This window comes from Acinetobacter sp. USHLN143, assembly GCF_037145695.1.
In the GTDB taxonomy this organism is placed as follows: Bacteria; Pseudomonadota; Gammaproteobacteria; order Pseudomonadales; family Moraxellaceae; genus Acinetobacter; species Acinetobacter fasciculus.
Map to the genome: position 1 here is coordinate 93092 of NZ_JBBCWZ010000002.1, position 21309 is coordinate 114400.

The 21309-nt window shown below is 43.1% G+C and carries 15 protein-coding genes, 1 tRNA gene and 1 pseudogene; 9 read left to right on the plus strand and 8 right to left on the minus strand.

Annotated features, from left to right (window positions below; all coding sequences use genetic code 11):
- Window positions 1–42 precede the first annotated feature (42 nt).
- Window positions 43–894 (plus strand): dihydropteroate synthase, encoded by an 852-nt coding sequence (gene folP, locus WFH18_RS01460; protein WP_004280562.1) that lies wholly within the window; start codon window positions 43–45, stop codon window positions 892–894.
- Window positions 895–1002: 108 nt separating this feature from the next.
- Window positions 1003–1317 carry a DUF5713 family protein gene (locus WFH18_RS01465; protein WP_004280560.1) on the plus strand — a complete coding sequence of 105 codons (315 nt, stop codon included), beginning with the start codon at window positions 1003–1005 and terminating at the stop codon, window positions 1315–1317.
- Between the two features lie 30 nt (window positions 1318–1347).
- On the opposite strand, the gene WFH18_RS01470 is transcribed toward WFH18_RS01465, so the two are convergent.
- The 3 genes from WFH18_RS01470 to WFH18_RS01480 form a co-directional block, all read right to left on the minus strand.
- The gene (locus WFH18_RS01470; RefSeq protein ID WP_004280558.1) at window positions 1348–2034 is read right to left on the minus strand and encodes a hypothetical protein; all 687 of its coding nucleotides are present in this window, start codon (window positions 2032–2034) and stop codon (window positions 1348–1350) included.
- Window positions 2035–2125: 91 nt separating this feature from the next.
- A tRNA-Leu gene (locus WFH18_RS01475) sits at window positions 2126–2211 on the minus strand.
- A gap of 170 nt (window positions 2212–2381) precedes the next feature.
- On the minus strand, window positions 2382–3110 hold the full coding sequence (locus tag WFH18_RS01480) for a hypothetical protein (protein WP_004645749.1): 729 nt from the start codon (window positions 3108–3110) through the stop codon (window positions 2382–2384).
- Window positions 3111–3284: 174 nt separating this feature from the next.
- Between WFH18_RS01480 and WFH18_RS01485 the strand changes: the two genes are divergently transcribed.
- Window positions 3285–3791, plus strand: a complete 507-nt coding sequence (locus tag WFH18_RS01485; protein ID WP_164542752.1) for a hypothetical protein — start codon at window positions 3285–3287, stop codon at window positions 3789–3791.
- A gap of 41 nt (window positions 3792–3832) precedes the next feature.
- Here the strand turns inward: WFH18_RS01485 and WFH18_RS01490 are convergent, their stop codons facing one another.
- The 3 genes from WFH18_RS01490 to WFH18_RS01500 all read right to left on the minus strand — a co-directional run bounded on the left by WFH18_RS01490 (window position 3833) and on the right by WFH18_RS01500 (window position 6613).
- The gene (locus WFH18_RS01490; RefSeq protein ID WP_004731860.1) at window positions 3833–4111 is read right to left on the minus strand and encodes a hypothetical protein; all 279 of its coding nucleotides are present in this window, start codon (window positions 4109–4111) and stop codon (window positions 3833–3835) included.
- A 62-nt stretch (window positions 4112–4173) separates the two neighbouring features.
- Window positions 4174–5496 carry a hemolysin family protein gene (locus WFH18_RS01495; protein ID WP_004280552.1) on the minus strand — a complete coding sequence of 441 codons (1323 nt, stop codon included), beginning with the start codon at window positions 5494–5496 and terminating at the stop codon, window positions 4174–4176.
- 127 nt (window positions 5497–5623) lie between these two features.
- Entirely contained in the window at window positions 5624–6613 is a 990-nt protein-coding gene (locus WFH18_RS01500; protein WP_004280551.1) for a LysR family transcriptional regulator, read from the minus strand.
- A gap of 661 nt (window positions 6614–7274) precedes the next feature.
- Here WFH18_RS01500 and WFH18_RS01505 point away from each other — a divergent pair.
- From WFH18_RS01505 to WFH18_RS01525, 5 genes and pseudogenes are all read left to right on the plus strand, one after another.
- The gene (locus WFH18_RS01505) at window positions 7275–8876 is read left to right on the plus strand and encodes an isocitrate lyase (RefSeq protein WP_004280550.1); all 1602 of its coding nucleotides are present in this window, start codon (window positions 7275–7277) and stop codon (window positions 8874–8876) included.
- 257 nt (window positions 8877–9133) lie between these two features.
- Window positions 9134–12229 (plus strand): multidrug efflux RND transporter permease subunit, encoded by a 3096-nt coding sequence (locus WFH18_RS01510; RefSeq protein WP_004280548.1) that lies wholly within the window; start codon window positions 9134–9136, stop codon window positions 12227–12229.
- 172 nt (window positions 12230–12401) lie between these two features.
- Window positions 12402–15530: pseudogene (locus WFH18_RS01515) on the plus strand (efflux RND transporter permease subunit).
- A 162-nt stretch (window positions 15531–15692) separates the two neighbouring features.
- On the plus strand, window positions 15693–17033 hold the full coding sequence (mgtE, locus tag WFH18_RS01520; protein ID WP_004280544.1) for a magnesium transporter: 1341 nt from the start codon (window positions 15693–15695) through the stop codon (window positions 17031–17033).
- A 74-nt stretch (window positions 17034–17107) separates the two neighbouring features.
- Complete coding sequence (locus WFH18_RS01525; RefSeq protein WP_004280542.1) at window positions 17108–17689, plus strand: DUF4112 domain-containing protein; 582 nt, start codon at window positions 17108–17110, stop codon at window positions 17687–17689.
- 80 nt (window positions 17690–17769) lie between these two features.
- Here the strand turns inward: WFH18_RS01525 and htpX are convergent, their stop codons facing one another.
- Both htpX and WFH18_RS01535 read right to left on the minus strand, forming a co-directional pair.
- Window positions 17770–18675: a protease HtpX gene (htpX, locus tag WFH18_RS01530; protein WP_004280540.1), complete on the minus strand. Its 906-nt coding sequence runs from the start codon at window positions 18673–18675 to the stop codon at window positions 17770–17772.
- Window positions 18676–18851: 176 nt separating this feature from the next.
- On the minus strand, window positions 18852–19724 hold the full coding sequence (locus WFH18_RS01535; protein WP_005263523.1) for a lytic transglycosylase domain-containing protein: 873 nt from the start codon (window positions 19722–19724) through the stop codon (window positions 18852–18854).
- Window positions 19725–20223: 499 nt separating this feature from the next.
- Here WFH18_RS01535 and ttcA point away from each other — a divergent pair, with 499 nt between their 5' ends.
- On the plus strand, window positions 20224–21150 hold the full coding sequence (gene ttcA, locus WFH18_RS01540) for a tRNA 2-thiocytidine(32) synthetase TtcA (protein ID WP_004280538.1): 927 nt from the start codon (window positions 20224–20226) through the stop codon (window positions 21148–21150).
- Window positions 21151–21309: the final 159 nt, after the last annotated feature.

The following is a 21309-nucleotide window of genomic DNA, read 5'->3' on the forward strand; positions in this document are numbered from 1 at the left end:
CCATAAGACAATATTGGGGTTATTTTGAGTGAGTATTGAATCATGCAGCTGATGCCTTTGTTACCACATGTATGGACATTTGGTGATTTAAAATTGGACTTATCCCAGCCGCATGTGATGGGGATTCTCAATGTCACCCCAGACTCTTTTAGTGATGGTGGTCGGCATAATCACAAAGAAGATGCAGTCGCACGTGCGCTTGAAATGATCGCTGAAGGCGCGACCGTGATTGATATTGGCGGTGAATCGACCCGTCCAGGTGCCGCAGTGGTAGAAGTGGAAGAAGAAATTCGCCGCGTAGTGCCTGTGGTGGAAGAACTGGCTAAACATAAGGTCATTCTCTCGATTGATACGTCGCAACCTGAAGTCATACGCGCAGCGGTTCGGGCCGGAGCACATATCTGGAATGATGTCCGTGCTTTGACTCGGCCGAATGCATTGCAGACCGCAGCAGAACTCAATATTCCAGTGATCATCATGCATATGCGCGGTGAGCCGACCACCATGAACAATCTGGATCAATATGAGGATGTCACTAAAGATGTGATACGCGAGTTATCCCAACGTGTTCAGGATGCTTTAGATGTTGGAGTAAAAGCGGAAAATATCATGATTGATCCAGGTTTTGGTTTCGCTAAAAATGCCCAGCAAAATTTAAAGCTGTTGCAAGAGTTTTATAAATTGACAGAAATGGGCTATCCGATTTTGTCTGCTTTATCACGTAAACGCTTTATCGGAGCAGTTTTGGATGGGGCAGAACCACAAGAGCGTGCAGTGGGTTCAGCAACAGCGCATTTGTTGAGTATTCAGCAGGGTGCATGTATGGTACGGGCACATGATGTTAAGGCTACAGCCGATGCGATTAAAGTCTGGCAAGCCATGCAAATGGCTTAGAAAGCGAGGCTGGGAAATCCCTACATTGGCAATGTTGTTTGGCTTTTAAGCAACAATATGCTATATAGGCACGCTTAGATTAGATAGTCATCCTTTAGAGTGCCTGTAATGTTTGCAGATTTACTTCTCCCCATGTTCGATGATGAGTATTATCCCGATATTCTGGTTGCTGAAATCAAGCAGCACATCGAACGTTTTGCCCAAAAAGTCGCTAAATCAGGTTTGTCAGATCAAGAAATTTACCAGCTTGCCAATCTGACTGTGGCTGATATCAATATCATGAAACCTCAGTTCGAAGATCTGGATTCGTCTCTGGATGATACTGCCGCGGATTATATTGCCGAAGCCATGATGATGGTGGTGCAAGAGCACGGCCTGTTCGAGATTGAAATGGAAGAACTGATTACCAATCGTGAATGGTGATTTAAGAAAACCCTGCAGATGCAGGGTTTTTTATTGTCTGTTCAAATAATCTTTAAAGCTATTAAAGCGAATTGAGCCGAGTAATTGTTGCTCTTCATTCATGCATTGCTGATAAAGGTTTTGGTAATAAGCCTGCAGATTCGATTGACCTTGAATCTGTTGTGGTGTTTTTGATTTGGATTGTTGATAAGCCCAAAAAGCCAGTTGTCGGAGTTTCTGCAACCTGATCTGGTCAATCGCACTACAGGAACTTTTAAATAAAGGTTCCAGGATGACCACCCCAAAGGAAGAAATCGCTAAAATGATCATACTAATGATGACCAGTACATCCGAATGAATCAGATAAAGGTTGAGCAATAAGCTCAGAAAAATTGGAATTTGCAGATAGAGACAGTTTTGCAAACGCTGACTATAGGCTTTGGAACTAAATTGCGCCTGATATTGTGCATGCCAGATATAAGGATAAAGCAGTGCCATCAGCACAATTAAGGTGACATTAAAGGCAATCGTGGCATTCTTGAAAAAATAATATTCCAGAAATACGGAGCTGAGACTACAGGCTACACAGACCAGAAGGGACAGTAAATTAATCGCGATAACAAACTGGATATTTTGCAAGGCATTAAATTTAAAGCGGCTATAACGCAGCTTAAGGAAAAAAGCGTCTGGATGACGTAATTGTAATGTAGCGAGATCAAAGTGTTTTAATTCTGACATGGGGATTTCGCGCTAAAAGAATAAAATTCAGGCACAAAAAAACCAGCCTAATGCTGGATTTTTTATTGCACCATTTTAATAAATATTAAAATGGTGCCCGAGGCCAGACTCGAACTGGCACGCTTTGTGGGCGGGGGATTTTAAATCCCCTGTGTCTACCGATTTCACCACTCGGGCATGTGCGCAATAATAGAGGACGAAATAAAGCTTGGCAAGCAAATTCCGAAATGATTGCTTTCTTTTCAAGCAATTCCGTGGCTTCTATTCTAAAAATCAGCAAATCAACGTTTTTTAAAATTCAATATTTGCAGATCTTTAAGATGGCCAATGAAAAAGGATAGAGAGAACTATGAATTTTCATCCAGATAGCTGTCGACATCTAGATGCTTGATCGTTTTACAATATTGATGCTCATATTTCAGCAGCCGCGTATATAACCCGGCATAGTGATTTAATTGCTGTTTTAGTTCGGCATACCGAGGATCATGGCTTGAATAAAAACGTAATTTTAGTCGGATCAGGCAGGTTTGTTTATAAGCCCAAAAACAGATTTTACGTAATTGTTGTAGCTGATAGTGCTCAGTATTTTTACTATTTTCCTTGAATAAATTTTCTCGATAAAAGCGCACAAAACCAAAGCTCACGCCAAAGAAGAATAAGCTCCACATCAGCAAACTGCTTTGTATAAAGACCAGATTTAAGGCTTGCATCAGAATCACAATAGCCATCTTGATCGGGGTATGCCGTAATAATTGATACAGCGAATAAGAAGAATGCTGAATCTGGTACAGAATCAAGGTGAGACTCAACATCAGGAACAGTAGAATGGCCAACATGGCATAACTCTGCGCCTGAAATTCGCTGATTTGCACAAAAGATTGCTGTACGAAATCTCCTAACATCAAACTGATGGGAACAAAAATCATGGCGGCCAAGGCCCAAGGAATTAAAAGCTTGGCTTTACCCCAGATTCCACGGATTTTAATCTGACTGTAAAACAGGTAATTTCCTTTAAATGCAGTCGGATATTGGCGCTTAAGTTGCTGTAGCAACAAAGTCACTTGCGTAGTGGGCATCATCCAGAGATTAATTTAATATATAGATGAAGCACTATAGTCGATTTTGCGCAAAATCGCAGAAGAAATGCAGTTTCAGAACGTAGCACTGTTTTAATCATGAAGATTTTAGTTTTTTAGCGACGAATTATGCGAAAATAGCCGATTCAAGATTTATTTTTTTAAGGACAGTTTATGACTGATCAATCTCCTCAGGCGTTAAGCGACATCGAAATTTTAGACATCCTGCAAAGTATGAAAAAGGATGAGCTAAATACTGAGGCGCAAGCAGCAATTCGTCAGGGTGGTAAAGCTGGTCGTCAGGAAGCGCATAAAGCAGCCTTAGTAGCATTGAATCAGTCATTTGAAGACAAGTTTGTCGAAGCCGTATCTTTGGCTTTGGGTCTGAATGCAGCACAAATCAAAAAAATCCGTTATAAAAAAGACCGAATCCGTATTTTAAAAGCGCGCGGTATTGATTATATGGCAATTGATGGTGCTGAAACTGCACAGGTACTGTCACAAATTGCCCAAGCAATTGTGCGTGAAGATGCAATTGTCACCCATGACCTGCATAATATTTTCCCATTCTGGAAAGAAGGCTGGCCTATGGTGCAATTCGATAATGCCTACAAAATTTTAGAAGATGATATCCAGATTCACTATCAAGCCGTTCTTGAGGCTTTATTATCAAAAATCTAAGCTGTAACTAGATATAAACAAAAGCATCTTCGGGTGCTTTTTTAATCACGATACATCAGTGCAATCAGCCAACTGATGGGCAAAATAAATAAACGCCACCAGGTAATCAAGGGCCAATAAAAATACTCTCCAAATCTCAAGGTGGAGTCGAATCCTTGACGGCGACGTTCATGTGGGTAGGGAATAATGAAAACAGTTAAAGCCATCAGAATGATGGCTGCGAGTAAAAGCAGGGGATTCTGTTGTTTGGCAAAGAAGAAGTAAAACAAATACAAGGCTGAATAAAAAAACAGACATGCCAATAATGCAGAAATATTCATCACTCACCTTATGATTTTTTTATTAGAATAATTTTTACTATTTCTTAGAAGGAAGAACCAGACTAATCTGATTCTTCTTGAATAACTGAATTGGTTTCGATCAAGCGGGTCACCAGTAACTGGTCAATTTTAAAATGATCGACGTCAACCACTTCAAACTTATAAGCACCAAATATCACTGCATCTGCAGGACGTGGAATCTTGCGTAATTTATACATCATGAAGCCAGCGATGGTTTCATAATTTTCATCATCAGGCATTTCATCAATTTCAAGCGCATGCTTAATATCTTCAATCGGTGTACTGCCTTCAATCAACCAGGAATTATTGTCACGTTTAATAATTTGCTGATCGGCTTCAATAGGCGTCACCCAGTCACCCATCACGGTAATCATAATATCGGATAGGGTAATCACTCCGACTACCAGCGCATATTCATTAATGACGACGGCAAACTTTTCCTTGGTAGAGCGGAAACGGTCCAGAACTTCCGATAAGGTCAAAGTGTCAGGAATGGTCAACACATTACGGATGGTATTTTCATTGAGCTGCAGCAGCGACTGGTTGTTCAGAATACGCACCAGAATGTCTTTGGCATCGACATAGCCAATCACACTGTCAATGTCATTGCTACATACCAGAAACTTGGAGTAGGGATATTCTGCCAGCTTTTGCCGAATACTTTCTTCCGGTTCATTCAAGGTGAAGAACACCACATTTTCACGTGTGGTCATACTCGAAGGCACGTTACGTTCTTCCAGCTCGAATACGTTTTCAATGAAATGGTGTTCCTGTTTCTGGAGCACGCCTGCCTGTGCACCGGCATCCATCACTGCAGAAATATCATCAAAAGTAATATTGTCATCACGAATAGTATTTACTTTAAACAGACGGAACAGCATGTTGGCAATCGCATTGATAAACCAAGCCAAAGGTTTGCAGACTTTAATGAAAATCTGAATTGGCTCGATGACTGAGACTGCGATCTTTTCTGGCGCAATCATGGCCAGACGTTTCGGCATCAGGTCTGCAAATAAAATAAATAATGAAGTGACGACCGTAAAGGAAAGCGCAAAGCTGATATTGTCAGCCCAAGGTCCTTGGTAAAAGCGGGAAACAAAATTATAAATATAAGGACGGAAGGCACCTTCACCTAAAATACCACCAAGAATGGCAACTGCATTTAAACCAATTTGGGAGGCTGCAAAGAAGTCTGCAGAATTTTCTTGTAGATCTAAAACTTTTTGAGCGCGATGATCACCCGACTCAGCCAGAATTTTGAGTTTGACTTTACGGGCACCAGCGAGGGCGATTTCAGTTAAAGATAAAAAACCGGCCCCCGTGATGAGTATTAAGATAATCACGATATTTTGTAAGAGGCTCACAAATCCACCTGTGGATGAATAGTATCTTGGGATATTTTTAACACAAAAAAAGACTTGAGGTGTAACAATGACATCTCAAGTCTTCGAAGTATAATCTTAAAAAATAAGAATTTAGAAGATTTTGAGTTTAATAATGTGAAAATTGAGAATTATTGCTCAGGAATTCACGGTTTTCTTCTTCAATCATCTGGCGGGCGACATATAAAATCAGCTGACGTAACCAGCGATGCGCCGGATGATGATGCAATAAAGGACACCATGCCATTTTCAATTCAAATTCAGGAATATAAAACGGCGGATCTTTGAGAATTAAATTGTGATTCTTGGCTTGCAAACGTGCAATGCGTGAAGGCAGTGTTGCGACCAGATCGACATTGGCAGCCAATAACCCCGGCATCTGGTAGTGACGGGTAAAGACTGAGATTTTACGTTTCTGGCCAATACGTTCTAAAGCCTGATCGATCCAGCCTAAACCGGCCTGTTTTTCAGGATTTACCCCGAAGCCAACACCCATACCGGTTTTGGAAACCCAGATATGCTGTGCATCCAGGTAACTTTTAAGGTTTAAGTTGCTTGCGGCAGGATGCTTGTTATTTAAAAGGCAAGAAAAGCTGTCACGCCAGACCAAAACCTGATGAAAACTTTGCGGGATTTCATTAAAACGGTTGATTGCCAGATCGACCTTGCCTTGTTCCATGTCACGATATGACACGTCACTTGGCGTCAGGAAGTCTAATACCACGTTCGGTGCTTCTGAACGTAGGGCTTTAACCAGACGTGGAACCAGCGTGGCTTCTGCATAATCCGAGGTCATGATCCGGAAGACACGATTTGAGGTATATGGACGGAACTCGGTACGTGGTTCCAGGATCATCGACAGATCAGCGAGCGCATCTCGAATGCGGGGCTGCAATTCTAAGGCACGTTCAGTGGGTGTCATGCCTTCAGAAGAACGAATCAGGAGGGGATCATTAAATAAATTGCGTAATCGGCGTAAGATGTTACTCATGGCAGGCTGGGTAACGCCCAGTTGTTCTGCTGCACGTGTGACATTTTTTTCGCGAAGAAGTACATCAAGATAAATTAATAGATTGAGATCGACCCGCTCCAGATTCATAAAAGAAATACCGAGAATAAATACAAGAAATTATGAAGATTATGCCATAATTGCCGGGCCTTGTGTAAAGCGTCGATGAAAAAAAGCCATGTGCTCACTGATAAAGTTTACAAAATTAACACAGGCTTAAGCTCCATTATTCAAAGTGTACATAAGAGAAAAGATGCACGTTAAATAGAATATCATTTAGCCTTTTTATAGAGGGAAATGAAAACCATCTTTTCGCTTTAAAAGAACATGAGAAAGGCTGTTCTTACGTTCAGTATTTGAGTGAAAAGTACACTAAATCGAGAATTCATCAAGTTGAATAAATCATCAAAGATCAGTATTTTTTAAAGATAAAAGGGCATAAACCCCATATCCAGACTTAAGTCTAATGAATTATTTTTAAGCAACATGTGGAAATTTTATCCATTTTTATTTTTAAATAAATATATATAAAACATAATCTTAATTTAATCTATCAAGATTGTAATAAGACTTTGATCTACTCATTTTTTAAATAAATACTGAAGATTCTTGCAGACTATTGGATTAATTTTCATAAGCCCACTAATCTTTAGCTATCCCAACGGATCGTCGAAAATCTGAACAAGTCATTGAGGGTGTGATTTGAGCGGTTCGTTGCAGAAAAATCCTAATATTATTACAGGAATATATCATGACTACATACCAAACAGCGATTGATGCAATCCGCGAATTAAAAGCGAAATTCGGTAACACTTGGGCAGACATCAGTCCTGAAGATGCTGCGCGTATGCAACTTCAAAACCGTTTCAAAACTGGTTTAGACATTGCGAAATATACAGCGGCAATTATGCGTCGTGATATGGCTGCTTATGATGCAGACTCTAGCAAATACACTCAATCACTAGGTTGCTGGCACGGTTTCATCGCGCAACAAAAAATGATTGCGAACAAAAAATACTTCGGTACAACTGAACGTCGCTACATCTACCTTTCTGGTTGGATGGTTGCAGCGCTTCGTTCAGAATTCGGTCCACTTCCTGACCAATCTATGCACGAAAAAACGTCTGTTCCTGCATTGATCGAAGAAATCTACACATTCTTACGTCAAGCTGACGCGAAAGAATTAAACGACTTGTTCCGTGCACTTAAAAAAGCACAAGAAGCGGGCGACACTGCTAAAGCAGCTGAAATCACTTCACAAATCGACAACTTCCAAACTCACGTTGTGCCAATTATTGCGGACATCGACGCTGGTTTCGGTAACGAAGAAGCGACTTACTTACTTGCTAAGAAAATGATCGAAGCGGGTGCTTGTGCACTACAAATCGAAAACCAGGTTTCTGATGCGAAACAATGTGGTCACCAAGCTGGTAAAGTAACAGTTCCACACGAAGACTTCATCGCGAAAATCCACGCTCTTCGCTATGCATTCCTAGAAATGGGTCTTGATGACGGTATCATCGTTGCACGTACTGACTCTGAAGGCGCTGACTTGACTCAAAAAATCCCAGTGGTTAAAGAGCCAGGCGACATCGCTTCTCAATACATCAGCTACTTAGACACAACTGAAATCGACATTTCAGAAGCGCAAGAAGACGAAATCCTGATCAAGCGTGATGGTAAACTTCACCGTCCTAAACGTCTTGCTTCTGGTCTATACCAGTTCCGTGAAGGCACTCAAATTGACCGCGTTGTACTTGACTGTGTAACTAGCTTACAGAACGGTGCTGACCTTCTTTGGATCGAAACTGCGACGCCTAACGTTGCTGAAATCGCTCACATGGTTAACCGTGTACGTGAAACAGTTCCAAATGCGAAACTTGTTTATAACAACTCGCCTTCGTTCAACTGGACTTTAAACTTCCGTCAACAAGCATATGACCGTTGGGTTGCTGAAGGTAAAGACGTTTCTGCTTACGACCGTGCTAAGTTAATGAGCGCTGAGTACGATGCAACTGAACTGGCTGCTGAAGCTGACGAAAAAGTTCGTACATTCCAAGCTGACGCTGCTCGTGAAGCGGGTGTGTTCCATCACTTGATCACACTTCCGACTTACCACACAGCTGCGCTTTCTACTCATGAGCTTGCTCAAGGTTACTTCGGTACTGAAGGTATGTTGGCTTATGTTGCTGGCGTACAACGTAAAGAAATCCGCGGCGGTATCGCATGTGTTAAACACCAAGCAATGGCTGGTTCTGACATCGGTGATGACCACAAAGAAATCTTCGCTGGTGACAATGCGTTGAAAGCTGGTGATGATTCTAAAAACACAATGAACCAGTTCAGCGCTTAATCCGCTCAATTGATTCACCAAAAAACCCTGCATCTGCAGGGTTTTTTGTTTGGAAAAATGCTATTAATAAATAGGGAAGAGCAATCTCAATAACGTGCTCAAGAGGGATTATCCATAATTTCTCCATGATTGGTTTTTATCGCAGCTTTTATGTGTTTAATTCTTGCATTCTAGTGCTATGTCACTGAATATTTGGATATAGCATGCTTATGTTCTGCATCAATTTACCCCTATTTAATTAAAAGTGACCCGGACTTATGCTGTCTAAATTTTTTATCCACCGCCCGATCTTTGCTGGGGTGCTGGCGATTGTTGTCATGGCAATCGGCTTGTTCGCAGGGATGAACCTGCCAGTGGAACGTTATCCGGACATTGCCCCGCCAAGGATAACGGTGGCAGCAACTTATAGCGGTGCTTCTGCGGAAACTGTGGAAGAAAGCGTGACTCAAGTGCTGGAACAGCAAATCAAAGGCATTGATCATCTGCTGTATTTCAGCTCGAGTAGTGATTCTTCAGGGCGCAGCCGGGTCAGTATTAGCTTTGAAAATGGCACCGATCCGGATACTGCACAGGTGCAGGTACAAAATGCGATTAATGGCGTTCTGAACCGCTTGCCAGAAGATGTGCAACGACAAGGTGTCAACGTCTTTAAATCGCTCGGCGATACCCATATGGTGATCAGCCTGTATGATGAGTCGGGGCGCAGCAACAATATTGAACTTTCCGACTATCTGATGACCCATCTGGAACAGGACATTTCCCGGATTGAAGGCATTGGTGAGGTTGATGTTTTTGGTTCACAATATGCGATGCGGATCTGGCTGAATCCGGTAAAATTAAAACAATATAACCTGATGCCAAGCGATGTGCGTGCTGCGATTGAAGCCCAGAATACTCAGGTCGCTGCTGGTGCGATTGGTGATCTTCCCGCCATAGACGAGCAATACCTGAATGCCAAAGTTACTTCGGGTTCACGGCTAAAAACCGTGGAAGAATTCCAGAATATTATTGTCAAATCGGATCGTGCCGGCAGCTTTATTTATTTGAAAGATATTGCGCGGGTAGAACTGGGTGCTGAAAATTATCAGTCTTATAGTACCAATAATGGTTATCCATCGGCAGGTCTGGGTATTTCGCTGGCGTCAGGTGCCAATGCCATTGCCACCTCTAATCTGATTAAAGCTGAAATTGCCCGTATTTCCCAGCAATTGCCTGAAGGCTATAAAATTGCCTATCCACGTGATAATACGCCTTTTGTACAAGAATCAATTAAAGAAGTGGTCAAAACCCTGATCGAAGCCGTGATTTTGGTCATCATTGTGATGTTCATTTTCTTGCAGAACTGGCGTGCCACCTTGATTCCTACCGTGACTGTTCCGGTAGTGATTTTGGGTACCATGGCGGTGCTGTATGCACTGGGTATGAGTATCAACACCTTAACCTTATTTGCGCTGGTTCTGGCGATCGGTCTGTTGGTGGATGATGCGATTGTTGTGGTGGAAAACGTTGAACGATTGATGCATGAAAAGCAACTGTCCGCCAAAGACGCTGCCCTGGAATCCATGCAGGAAATTAGTGGGGCACTGATCGGGATTACTTTGGTCTTAACCGCAGTCTTTATTCCAATGGCTTTTTTTGGTGGATCGACTGGCGTGATCTATCGCCAGTTTTCTATCACTTTGGTTGCGGCCATGTCGCTGTCTTTAATGGTGGCATTGATTCTAACCCCAGCATTGTGCGCGCTTATTCTAAAACCGAATCCTAAACCGGCAAAATGGGCGTCCTGGTTTAACCAGAAACTGGAGCATTTAAAATATCGATATCTGAATTTGTCTAAACTCACGATTCAGCGTCAGGCGATCTGTTTGCTGCTGTTTGCCGGATTGATCGGTGTGTTTGCGCTGTTCTATCGTGCCTTGCCGACCAGTTTCTTGCCAAGTGAGGATCAGGGGATTTTAAGCCTGCAGATTAAATTGCAGGAAGGCGCCCCGATGAAAAATACCATTCAGATCGGTGAAGAAGTCCGTAAGTATTTTCTGGATCAGGAACAAGCCAATGTCAATCTGGTGATGATCCGTTATGGGCGAAATTTCTCTGGAACTGGTCAGAACCTCGCGACCGGTTTCGTGGCGTTGAAACATTGGGATGAGCGTTCCGGTCAGGACAATACTGCACAAGCGATTCGTGAACGGGCCTTGAAGCATTTTCAAGGCAATCGCAATGCACAAATTAACGTGTCCATGCCAGCTTCAGTCAATGGCCTGGGACAAACCGATGGTCTGGATTTCTGGATTCGAGACATCAATGGCAATGGCCGACAATATCTGGAACAGCAATTTAGAGCGCTGGAAGCTCGGGCGGGCAACTATACGAGCTTTGAAAATCTGGGCAAACGTTCTAATCCTGACAAAGCAGAGCTACGCGTTAATATTGATCAGAAACAGGCCATGGCCAACGGCCTGACTCAATCGGCAATCAACAGTACCTTATCCAGTGCCTGGGGGGGCAGTTATATCAATGACTTTATTGATCGCGGCCGGATTAAACGGGTGATCATGCAGGGTGATGCTGAATTCCGTTCCAAGCCGGAAGATCTGGCGCAGTGGCATGTGCGCAATGACCAGAATCAGATGGTGCCTTTTAGCAACTTCTCGCAAGTGGGCTGGAGTGGTGGCCCTGAAGTGGTCAACCGTTTTATGGGTTATACCGCATTGCAAATGGAAGCGGATCGGGCTAAGGATAGCAGTTCTGGCCAGGCCATGCAGGATGTGGAAGCTTTGATTGCCGAGCAGGAGGGAGTCGATGTAGTCTGGAGCGGTCTTTCTTTCGAGGAAAAACAGTCCAATAATCAGGCGATCTGGCTGTATCTGATTTCAATTGGTTTTATTTTTCTCTGTCTGGCGGCTTTATATGAAAGCTGGAGCATTCCAACCGCCGTGATGTCAGCTATTCCACTCGGGATTGGCGGCAATATTATTTTCAGTTATCTGGCTGGTTTCCCGAATGATATCTATTTCCAGATTGCCTTGCTGACTACCATTGGTCTGTCCTGTAAGAATGCCATTCTGATTGTGGAATTTGCTTCATTAGCGCAGCAACAAGGTAAATCGGTAGTAGAAGCCGCACTAGAAGGTGCGTCTTTACGTCTACGTCCAATTTTGATGACCTCTCTGGCTTTTGGCGCAGGGATTTTACCGCTGGTCTTTGCTACAGGCGCTGGTGCGGTGAGTCGTCAGGAAATTGGCGTGAGTGTATTTGGTGGTGTCATTTTTGGAACATTGCTGGTGCTGATTTTTATTCCATTTATGTATGTTTTAATTCGTCGACTCATCATCAAAAAATCGCGTGCTTAAAATAAAGGAAAACTCTAGAGCTGAAAAATCCCCGTTTATACGGGGATTTTTTTATCGCCAAAACTCGTCCAATGACTGGTTGCGTTTTCAGCATGGTGTGAAAATTGCTATAAAAATCATCTATTCATACAAGAATGTGTCGTGAGAATGCATCTGATGGGGATTTTTATTCATGTTGTCACGCTTTTTTATTTATCGACCTAAATTTGCAACCGTGATTGCCATTATCATGATGGTATTAGGAATTTTTGCACTGCAAAAAATTCCGATTGAGCATATGCCGAATATGGATGCACCTGCGTTAGGTGTTTCTGCGGGGTATCGTGGTGCATCTGCGGAAACCGTTGAGCAATCGGTCACGCAAATTTTAGAACAAGCGATAAAAGGCATTGAAGGTTTGGAAAGCTTTCAGTCCAACAGTAGCGTGGGGCGTGCAAATCTGGCCCTGTCGTTTGAGCAAGGCGTGGATCTCGATCAGGCATTGTTGCAAGTGCAAAATGCGGTCAATGGTGTGCTAAGTCGATTGCCTGAAGAAACCCAGCAAAATGGAGTGGCTGTTTATAAACAAGGTTATGATCAATTTGCATTACTGAGTTTATATGATGAATCAGGGAAGGCGACACCTACAGAGCTTGCTGACTATTTAATGGTGCATGTCGAACCGCGTTTTTCCCGTATTGACGGGATGGGTGAAGTGGAGCTTTATGGCGCAGGCTATGCGATGCGCATTTGGCTCAATCCACATAAACTACGCCAATTTAATTTGATGCCGAGTGATATTCGCAATGCAGTCGAGACACAAAATGCACCACTTGTGTCTGGTTCTATTGGTGGATTACCCACAACACAAGATCAATACATGAATGCCAAGGTCAGTGCGGGATCACGTTTAAGTAGCATTGATGAATTTGAAGAAATCATTGTGAAGACAACAGATTCAGGTTCAGTACTGTACTTGAAAGATGTTGCACGTGTTGAGTTAGGGGCAGAAAGTTATAACCATTTAAATTATACCAACGGTCATTTATCCGCTGCATTATCGATTCAATTGGCGCCACGGAGTAATGCGATTGCGGTTTCAGAGCAGATGCAAACGGTGTTGAAAAATGCCCAAGCCAATTTGCCTGCACATTATCAATTGCGTATGACCATGGACAGAACCCCATTCATTACCAGTTCAATTGAACAAGTCGCGAAAACTCTGGTTGAAGCGATGGTACTGGTGGTTTTGGTAATGTTTATCTTCCTGCAAAACTGGCGCGCCACTATTATTCCTGCAGTCACCATTCCGATTGTAGTTTTAGCCACATTTGCGGTGCTGTATGTACTGGGAATGAGCTTAAACAGTTTTACCTTGTTTGCCCTGATTTTGGCGATTGGTCTGTTGGTCGATGATGCCATTGTAGTAGTGGAAAACATTGAACGTTTGATGCATGAAGAACATTTGGATGCTCAGGCTGCAGCTTTAAAGTCAATGAAGGAAATTAGCGGTGCATTGATCGGGATTACTTTGGTCTTAACTGCTGTATTTATTCCCATGGCATTTTTTGGCAGTATGACAGGGGTCATCTATTGTCAGTTTTCCATCACGTTGGTCGTGGCAATGCTACTTTCTTTATTGGTAGCACTTATCATCACCCCTACATTTGCAGCGCAACTGCTAAAGCGTCAACCACATCAACCAAAATGGGCAAAGCGTTTTAATCGTGGCATGGATAAGCTCACCATGCGTTACCAAAAGCTTTCTGCACGTAGCATGCAGTTTAAAATGACGATGTTGGCTGTATTTAGTATATGTGTTTTAGGCTTTGGCTGGCTTTATAAAACCTTGCCCGAAGGCTTGATGCCAACGGAAGATATGGGCTTTGTCATGGGTCAAATTGTGATGCCGGGTAATGCACCACGTTCTGAGATAGAAAAAGTCGGGCGTTAAGTCCAAGACTATTTAATGCAGCATGAATCTGAGCGCATCCAGAGCATTGGGATTTGGTATAGTGGAAACAATGTTGGAGTTGGGCCTTATCGTGGTCAGCTTTTTGTCGTATTAAAGGACTGGGCAGCGCGTAAAAATCCTGAAGATACCGTCTTTGCCATTGTAGATCGTGCACAAAAGCACTTTGCCAATCATGCCAATGCCCAGATTTTCTTTATGGCGCCTTCTATGTCAAGTAATGGACGTGTGGTCGACTTCTGGTTACAAGATCTAGATTCAAGGGGTAGCGAGTTTTTACAGCAATCCTTCTCTGAGATTGAAACCCGTGCCAAAGCAAAATCATCGATTGAATATTTACAACTTGATGTACCCAAAGAAAGTGCCGAGCTGAATATTAAACTGGATATAGAACGTTTACTCAAATATGCCGTACCTCAGCAAAGTTTTAACAGTACGTTGGCTGCGGCTTGGAGTGGTACCTATATCAATGACTTTATTGATCGTGGACAAATCAAACGGGTCATCATGCAAGGCGAAGCGGAGTTCCGTTCTAAACCTGAAGATTTGGCACATTGGCATGTCCGCAATAGCACAGGCGAAATGTTATCGTTTAATCAATTCACTACGCTGAATTGGCAAGGTGGACCGAATAGTATCAATCGTTATATGGGCTATAACGCCGTGCCTGTATATGCAGGTATTCCCAAAGATCAATTTTCGAGTCAAACCATGCAAGATGTCGAAGCTTTAGTCGATGAACAAGACGGAGTAAATTTGGCCTGGAGTGGAGCTGCACTAGAAGAAAAACGCAGCAGTGGGCAAGCTATTTTCTTGTATCTAATTTCGATTGCCTTTATTTTCTTATGTTTAACGGCACTTTATGAAAGCTGGACGATTCCTGCTGTGGTGTTGACCGCGATTCCTCTGGGCGTAGGAGGGAGTATTCTGTTCTGTGCCTGGTTCGGTTTTGCAAACGATATTTACTTCCATATCGCCCTGCTGACGACCATCGGTCTGTCCTGTAAAAATGCAATTTTGATTGTAGAGTTTGCCGCACAAGCAGAGCGGGCAGGTCATACTCCGGTTCAGGCCGCGATACTGGCCGCGGGCTTACGCTTGCGTCCTATTCTCATGACCTCCATTGCATTTGCAGCGGGCGTACTGCCTTTGATGTTTGCCACCGGCGTCAGTGCAATCAGCCGGCAGGAGATTGGCAGTAGTGTTTTTGGTGGGGTGCTATTTGCCACTGTCCTGGTACTGCTGTTTATTCCCTTTATGTATGTATTGATCCGTGGTCTGATGATTAAAAAAACAGTTTCTCAATCAGTGGTGATAGATCATCCATCTTTAGAAAGTGAACAAGCCTGACTCAGTCAGGCTTTTTTCTAGCTAAATATCGAGGAATTGATTTATACAAAAAATATCGTCATATTGCAGCATGATCATTAAAATTATTCACATGAAAAATTAGGATACATAGGGATCAGGACAAACCTCTCTTGAATGCCAGACTTTTATAATGAGCTGCTTATGCCGACAATTTCAGAAAAAATCCAGCATATCCAACAACAATTACATTCTGAAAATCACGACATCGCTGTAGGCTTACTTAGTCAGCTGAATGTCGCCGATCAGGCGCGCATTTTAAGTCGTTTAGATGCTCGGCAACAGGCCCAAATTTTAAGGGAACTGAATGAATCAAGCTTGGTCTATGCTTTTATGCCCCTAGGGCAGCAGTTAAACGTGACCAAGCACCTATCTATTTCAGAACTTGTTCCCATTCTGGACGCAATGCCTTCTGATGATTTTGTCGATATTTATAAGCAGTTTTCGCCGCCGCTACAGCTGCAATTGATGAGCGCCTTGTCTGAAGAATCCCAGCAGACACTCACAGATCTGGCCATCTATCCGGAAGGCACGGCTGGGGCCATGATGAGCTCAAGTTTTGTGACGCTCTCACCCGATTTAACCATGGATGAAGCAATACAGGCTTTACGTGTGGTGGCCGCCGGGCAGGAAACCCTATATCTGATTTATATTGTCGATGCAGAAGAACGGCTGATCGGTGTGATTTCCCTAAGGCAGATCATTCAGGCCTTACCTGAGCTGAGCATTGCCGAGGTGATGCAACGCGAAGTGATTTCTGCCCAGGTAACAGATGATCAGGAAATTGTAGCTCGAGCCTTGGCCTACTATGATTTTATTGCTCTGCCTGTGGTTGATGCACAGCAAAAACTCTTAGGAATTGTTACTTATGACGATGCTATGGACATTGTCGAAGCCGAAACCACCGAAGATATTTTAAAGTCGGGTGCAGTGACGCCGTTGACTGAGCTGAGTCTGAAAACTGCCCCGATTTTGACCCTGTATCAGAAGCGGGTCTTTTGGCTAGTGATACTGGTTTTTGGGAGTCTACTGTCTGGAATCGGCATTGCACACTTTGAAGAGATCATTGCCGCACATATCGTGCTGGTATTTTTCTTACCGCTTTTGGTGGGCAGTGGCGGGAATGCCGGTTCGCAATCAGCCACCTTGATGGTACGTGCCTTGGCCACAGGCGATGTCGAGTTTAAGGACTGGTTTAACCTGCTCAGTCGTGAATCTCTGGTGGCGCTATGCTTAGGCGGCACTATGGCGATTGCGGTATCCATTCTGGGTTATATTCGGGGTGATATCATGGTGGCAGTGGTGTTGGCCATCAGTATGCTCGGGATTGTGTTGATGGGCTGCCTGATCGGTATGAGTCTGCCTTTTATTTTAAATAAACTCAAACTTGATCCTGCCAGTGCTTCGGCGCCGTTGGTGACTTCTATCTGCGATGCTACTGGTGTGATTCTGTATTTATTTGTGGCTTCCAAATTATTGTTTTAATTCACAGATTGATACATCAGCGTATAAAAAATACTTTATGCTCAAGAAAATCAGCATTATTTCTGGAATAACTTATGCCTGAGTCTGGACAAAAACCAAAACTAAGCCAACAAGAGGTGATACGTCTGGAACGTGATCTGGCCAAGTTTGCCAATATGATGGACTCCGTGGTGCGTATTCCATTTACCAAGCAAGGGGTGGGGGCAGACGCGGCTTTGAGTACGATTCCGGTTGCTGGAGATATTGCCGGTTTTGTACTGACCTGTTATGCCATTCATAAGGCCAAACAGATTGGGGTGCCGAGTGCCAAACTCAATCCAGTGATGAAAATGGCGGCGATCGATGCGGTAGTAGGATTTATTCCGGTGGCAGGCACGGTCTTTGATATTTTTATTCGGCCCAGTCGCAAAGCGCTCGATGTCGTGCACCTGCATATTCGCGAGGAATATCAGATTAATAGCGATCGACATGTGGTGCATCCATTTTTGCATGAAAGTCTGGAACGCAAACAACAGCAATCAGCATTCTGGCGCAATCCCGTGGTGGCCTGGATCTGGATTCATATCCCCGATATTTTAGGTACTTTATTCCTGATTGTATTTGTCTTCGCGATCGGGTGGGGTGCTATGGCGCTGTATCAATGGTTCAGCCAATGATAGGTCAGCTAAAGAATAATTGAATCCAATAAAAAAGCCTGCAATTGCAGGCTTTTTTTGAATCAAAAATAAAGTTTTACTTAAGCACAATCAAGTTGTTGCAATGCAGCGACACGTTGTTCGATGCTTGGATGCGTCTGGAACAATGCAGCAAGGCTAAAGCCTTCTTCTTTACCCGCAGAAATCGCAAATGCTTTCATTTCTTTCGGCATGGCATCTGGCATTTCAGATTCTGCCTGTAAGCGCAGTAATGCTGAAATCATGGCTTGTTTACCTGCCAGACGTGCACCTGCTTCATCAGCACGGTATTCACGGTGACGAGAGAACCACATCACAATCGACGATGCCAAGATACCGAACACGATATCCAGCACAATAGTAATCACGAAATAGGCAATACCCGGGGCTTCACCTTCTTCACGACCAAAGACATTGCGGTCAATAAAATCACCTGCGACACGTGCGAAGAACATCACGAAGGCGTTCACAACACCTTGGATTAGTGCCAGAGTGACCATGTCACCATTGGCGACATGACCAATCTCATGCGCTAATACTGCACGAAGTTCATCTTTGTTCATACGCTCAAGCAAGCCAGTTGATACCGCAACGAGAGCATCATTTTTGTTCCAGCCGGTGGCAAAGGCATTCGACTGGTAAGAGGGGAAAATACCCACTTCCGGCATTTTAATGCCTGCACGCTGAGAAAGTTGTGCAACTTCTTGGAGCAACCAGGCTTCAGCTTGGTTACGAGGTGCATTCGGGTCAATCAGTTCAGTACCCGTGGTCTTTTTCGCCATCCATTTAGACATGAACAGGGAAATCATTGAGCCGACCATACCGAACACAAAACAGATGACCAACAGGTTGCCTAGATTCAAGCCACCTGCGCCATGGTAACTACCGACACCGAAGAGTGACAAGATAATGCCAGCTACAACCAGTACCGCGAGGTTGGTTAGCAAGAACAAACCAATCCGCATCATTGAGAAATCCTCTTATTACAGAAAAATAATCTGATTATTAAATGTAAATCATTGAAATCAATATGCGGTGAAATCGAGAAGAATTCAAGGAAAAAATAGCATTTGGCTACAAAAAACACAGGATATTTTTTGTACGAATTAAAACATAGGTCTTTAAAAACAAAGCTGTTTAGGAATTATTCACTCAAATATATTTTTGCAGATGCTGACGCATTCGCGGTGGCATAAGAGCCTGCCGGTGCATCGGTGAAACTGCCATCCGCTTGAGCAATGATCTGACGCTGATACTTAGCAGCCTGAATATAGGAAGCTGTGGTGGTTTCAGTCGAATAATTGTCAGAACTGGCAATCACACGGCCAGTACCAGAAGATGCTGTATAGGCAGCACTAGCATTGCCAATTCCTTGGGCATATAAGTTCTGATAACGGCTGCTGACACGACGGACATAGTCCTGAGTTTCACGAAACGGTGGCACGCCCTTATATTTGGCAACATTACCTTCACCGGCATTATAGCCTGCCAGTGCCAAAGTGGTATTGCCATTAAAGCGTTTCAATAACCAGGCCAGATATTTGGCACCTGCCATAATATTCTGCTGCGGGTCATAAGCGTTGCTGACATTAAAACGACGGGCAGTCGCCGGCATGAGTTGCATTAAGCCCTGTGCACCGACTGGAGAGCGTGCCTGTACATTAAAACCGGATTCGGTATGCATCACAGCTTTAATCAAGCCTTCAGACACGCCATAGGTTTGTGCTGCCTGACGGATGATCGAGTCATAGGCATTTTTATTTTTACTATAGCTAGGTAACACGGAAGCTTCACTCGAGCCCCAGTTACTATAACTATGAATATTGCTGTCGGGATAATAAGTTTTCTTTTCTACCTGCAGGTGATTATAGCGACTTTTCTTATTGGTCAATAAAGTACTACCATTACTGTCGCGTAATTGATAGATCGTTTGACCAGCATAAGCAAAATGACAACAGCTTGCTAATAGCAAACCACTGATCCCATAACCCCCCAAAACATACACATTTATTTTCATTGTTTATATTAAGTAAACACAAGCGAGAAAAATTTAATAAAGAGTTTAACAAAAAATTACGGAATGAAAAGACTTGTGCGCTGCATTTATAAACGAGTTTGTAAATGCAAGTCATTTTTTACATTTTAGCGATAGAAAAAAAAATATGATTTAATTTAAAACCTTAGGCTTGACAGGGTTAACTATTTGATTTTTATTAATAATTAAATTGATCAAAAAATGATCAATTCAAAGAAAAGCCTTATCTTTTGAGCCGGACAAGTTGTCAAGTCTGTTTCAATCCACAAAGTTATCCACAGCTTTTGTGGACAACTGTGGAAAAGTCCAAAAGATAAGCATCTTGACTAAAAAATGAACGCAATCGTTCAATATATCAATCTAAATAAAACATGAAAATGAAACTAATAAGACATTTTCATGAAAATAAATTCTTTTGATGCGATAGCGGTCCGAATCGGCTAAAATTGCGCGGTATTTTTTTTATGGGTTAATCTCGTCTATGTACTCGCCAGTTGAGTCCGAACAAGGATTTAATTTCAAACCTGAACTGCCAACAAGCTCAGCCTACTACCGTTTGTTGAAGAAGCTTCGCCGCCAGGTCGGACATGCCATTCGTGACTTCAAGATGATTGAAGAAGGCGATAAGGTCATGGTGTGTATTTCTGGTGGTAAAGACAGTTATACCCTGTTGGATATCCTGCTACAGTTCAAGCGCATCGCACCGATCAATTTCGATGTAGTGGCTGTGAATCTGGATCAGAAACAGCCAGGCTTCCCTGAAGATGTTCTACCGCGTTATTTAGAAGAAAATAACATTCCGTATTACATTCTGGAAAAAGACACCTACAGCATTACCAAAAAACTGACGCCAGAAGGCAAAACCTATTGTGCAGTCTGTTCGCGTTTGCGTCGTGGTTCTTTATACGGTTTTGCGCAGGAAATTGGCGCGACCAAAGTTGCTTTAGGCCATCATCGTGATGATATCCTGGCGACTTTCTTCCTGAACCTGTTCCATGGCGGCAGCTTGAAAGCTATGCCACCAAAACTGTTGTCTTCAGACAAAAAGAACATTCTGATTCGCCCACTGGCCTATGTGGAAGAAAAAGACATCATCAAATATGCAGAAATGCGTCAATTTCCAATTATTCCATGTAATTTATGTGGCTCTCAGGACAACCTGCAGCGCGCAATTATCAATGACATGTTACGTGATTGGGATAAAGCACATCCAAAACGTCTGCACAGCATTTTTGGCGCATTGCAAAATGTTTCGCCATCGCAGCTGGTCGATCGTGAATTATTTGATTTTGAAGTGCTGGACAGTCAGCGTGAATTCGACTTCAAAGGCGGTGATTCAACTGAAGAAGCTGTGGAAGGCGAGAACCGTCGGATCAATATGGTCAATCTGGGCTTTGCTGCAGACTAATTTTAGAACGTGTAGACATCAGCCTGCGGGTTGATGTCTGCTTATAAACATAAATAAAAATAGAACTACAAAAATTGAACGGCGCGTACAAAATTCTTTAGCCTTTGCGCTAATGATCATGATATAACAAAGCACAAGCATAATAGCTTCAACATGATG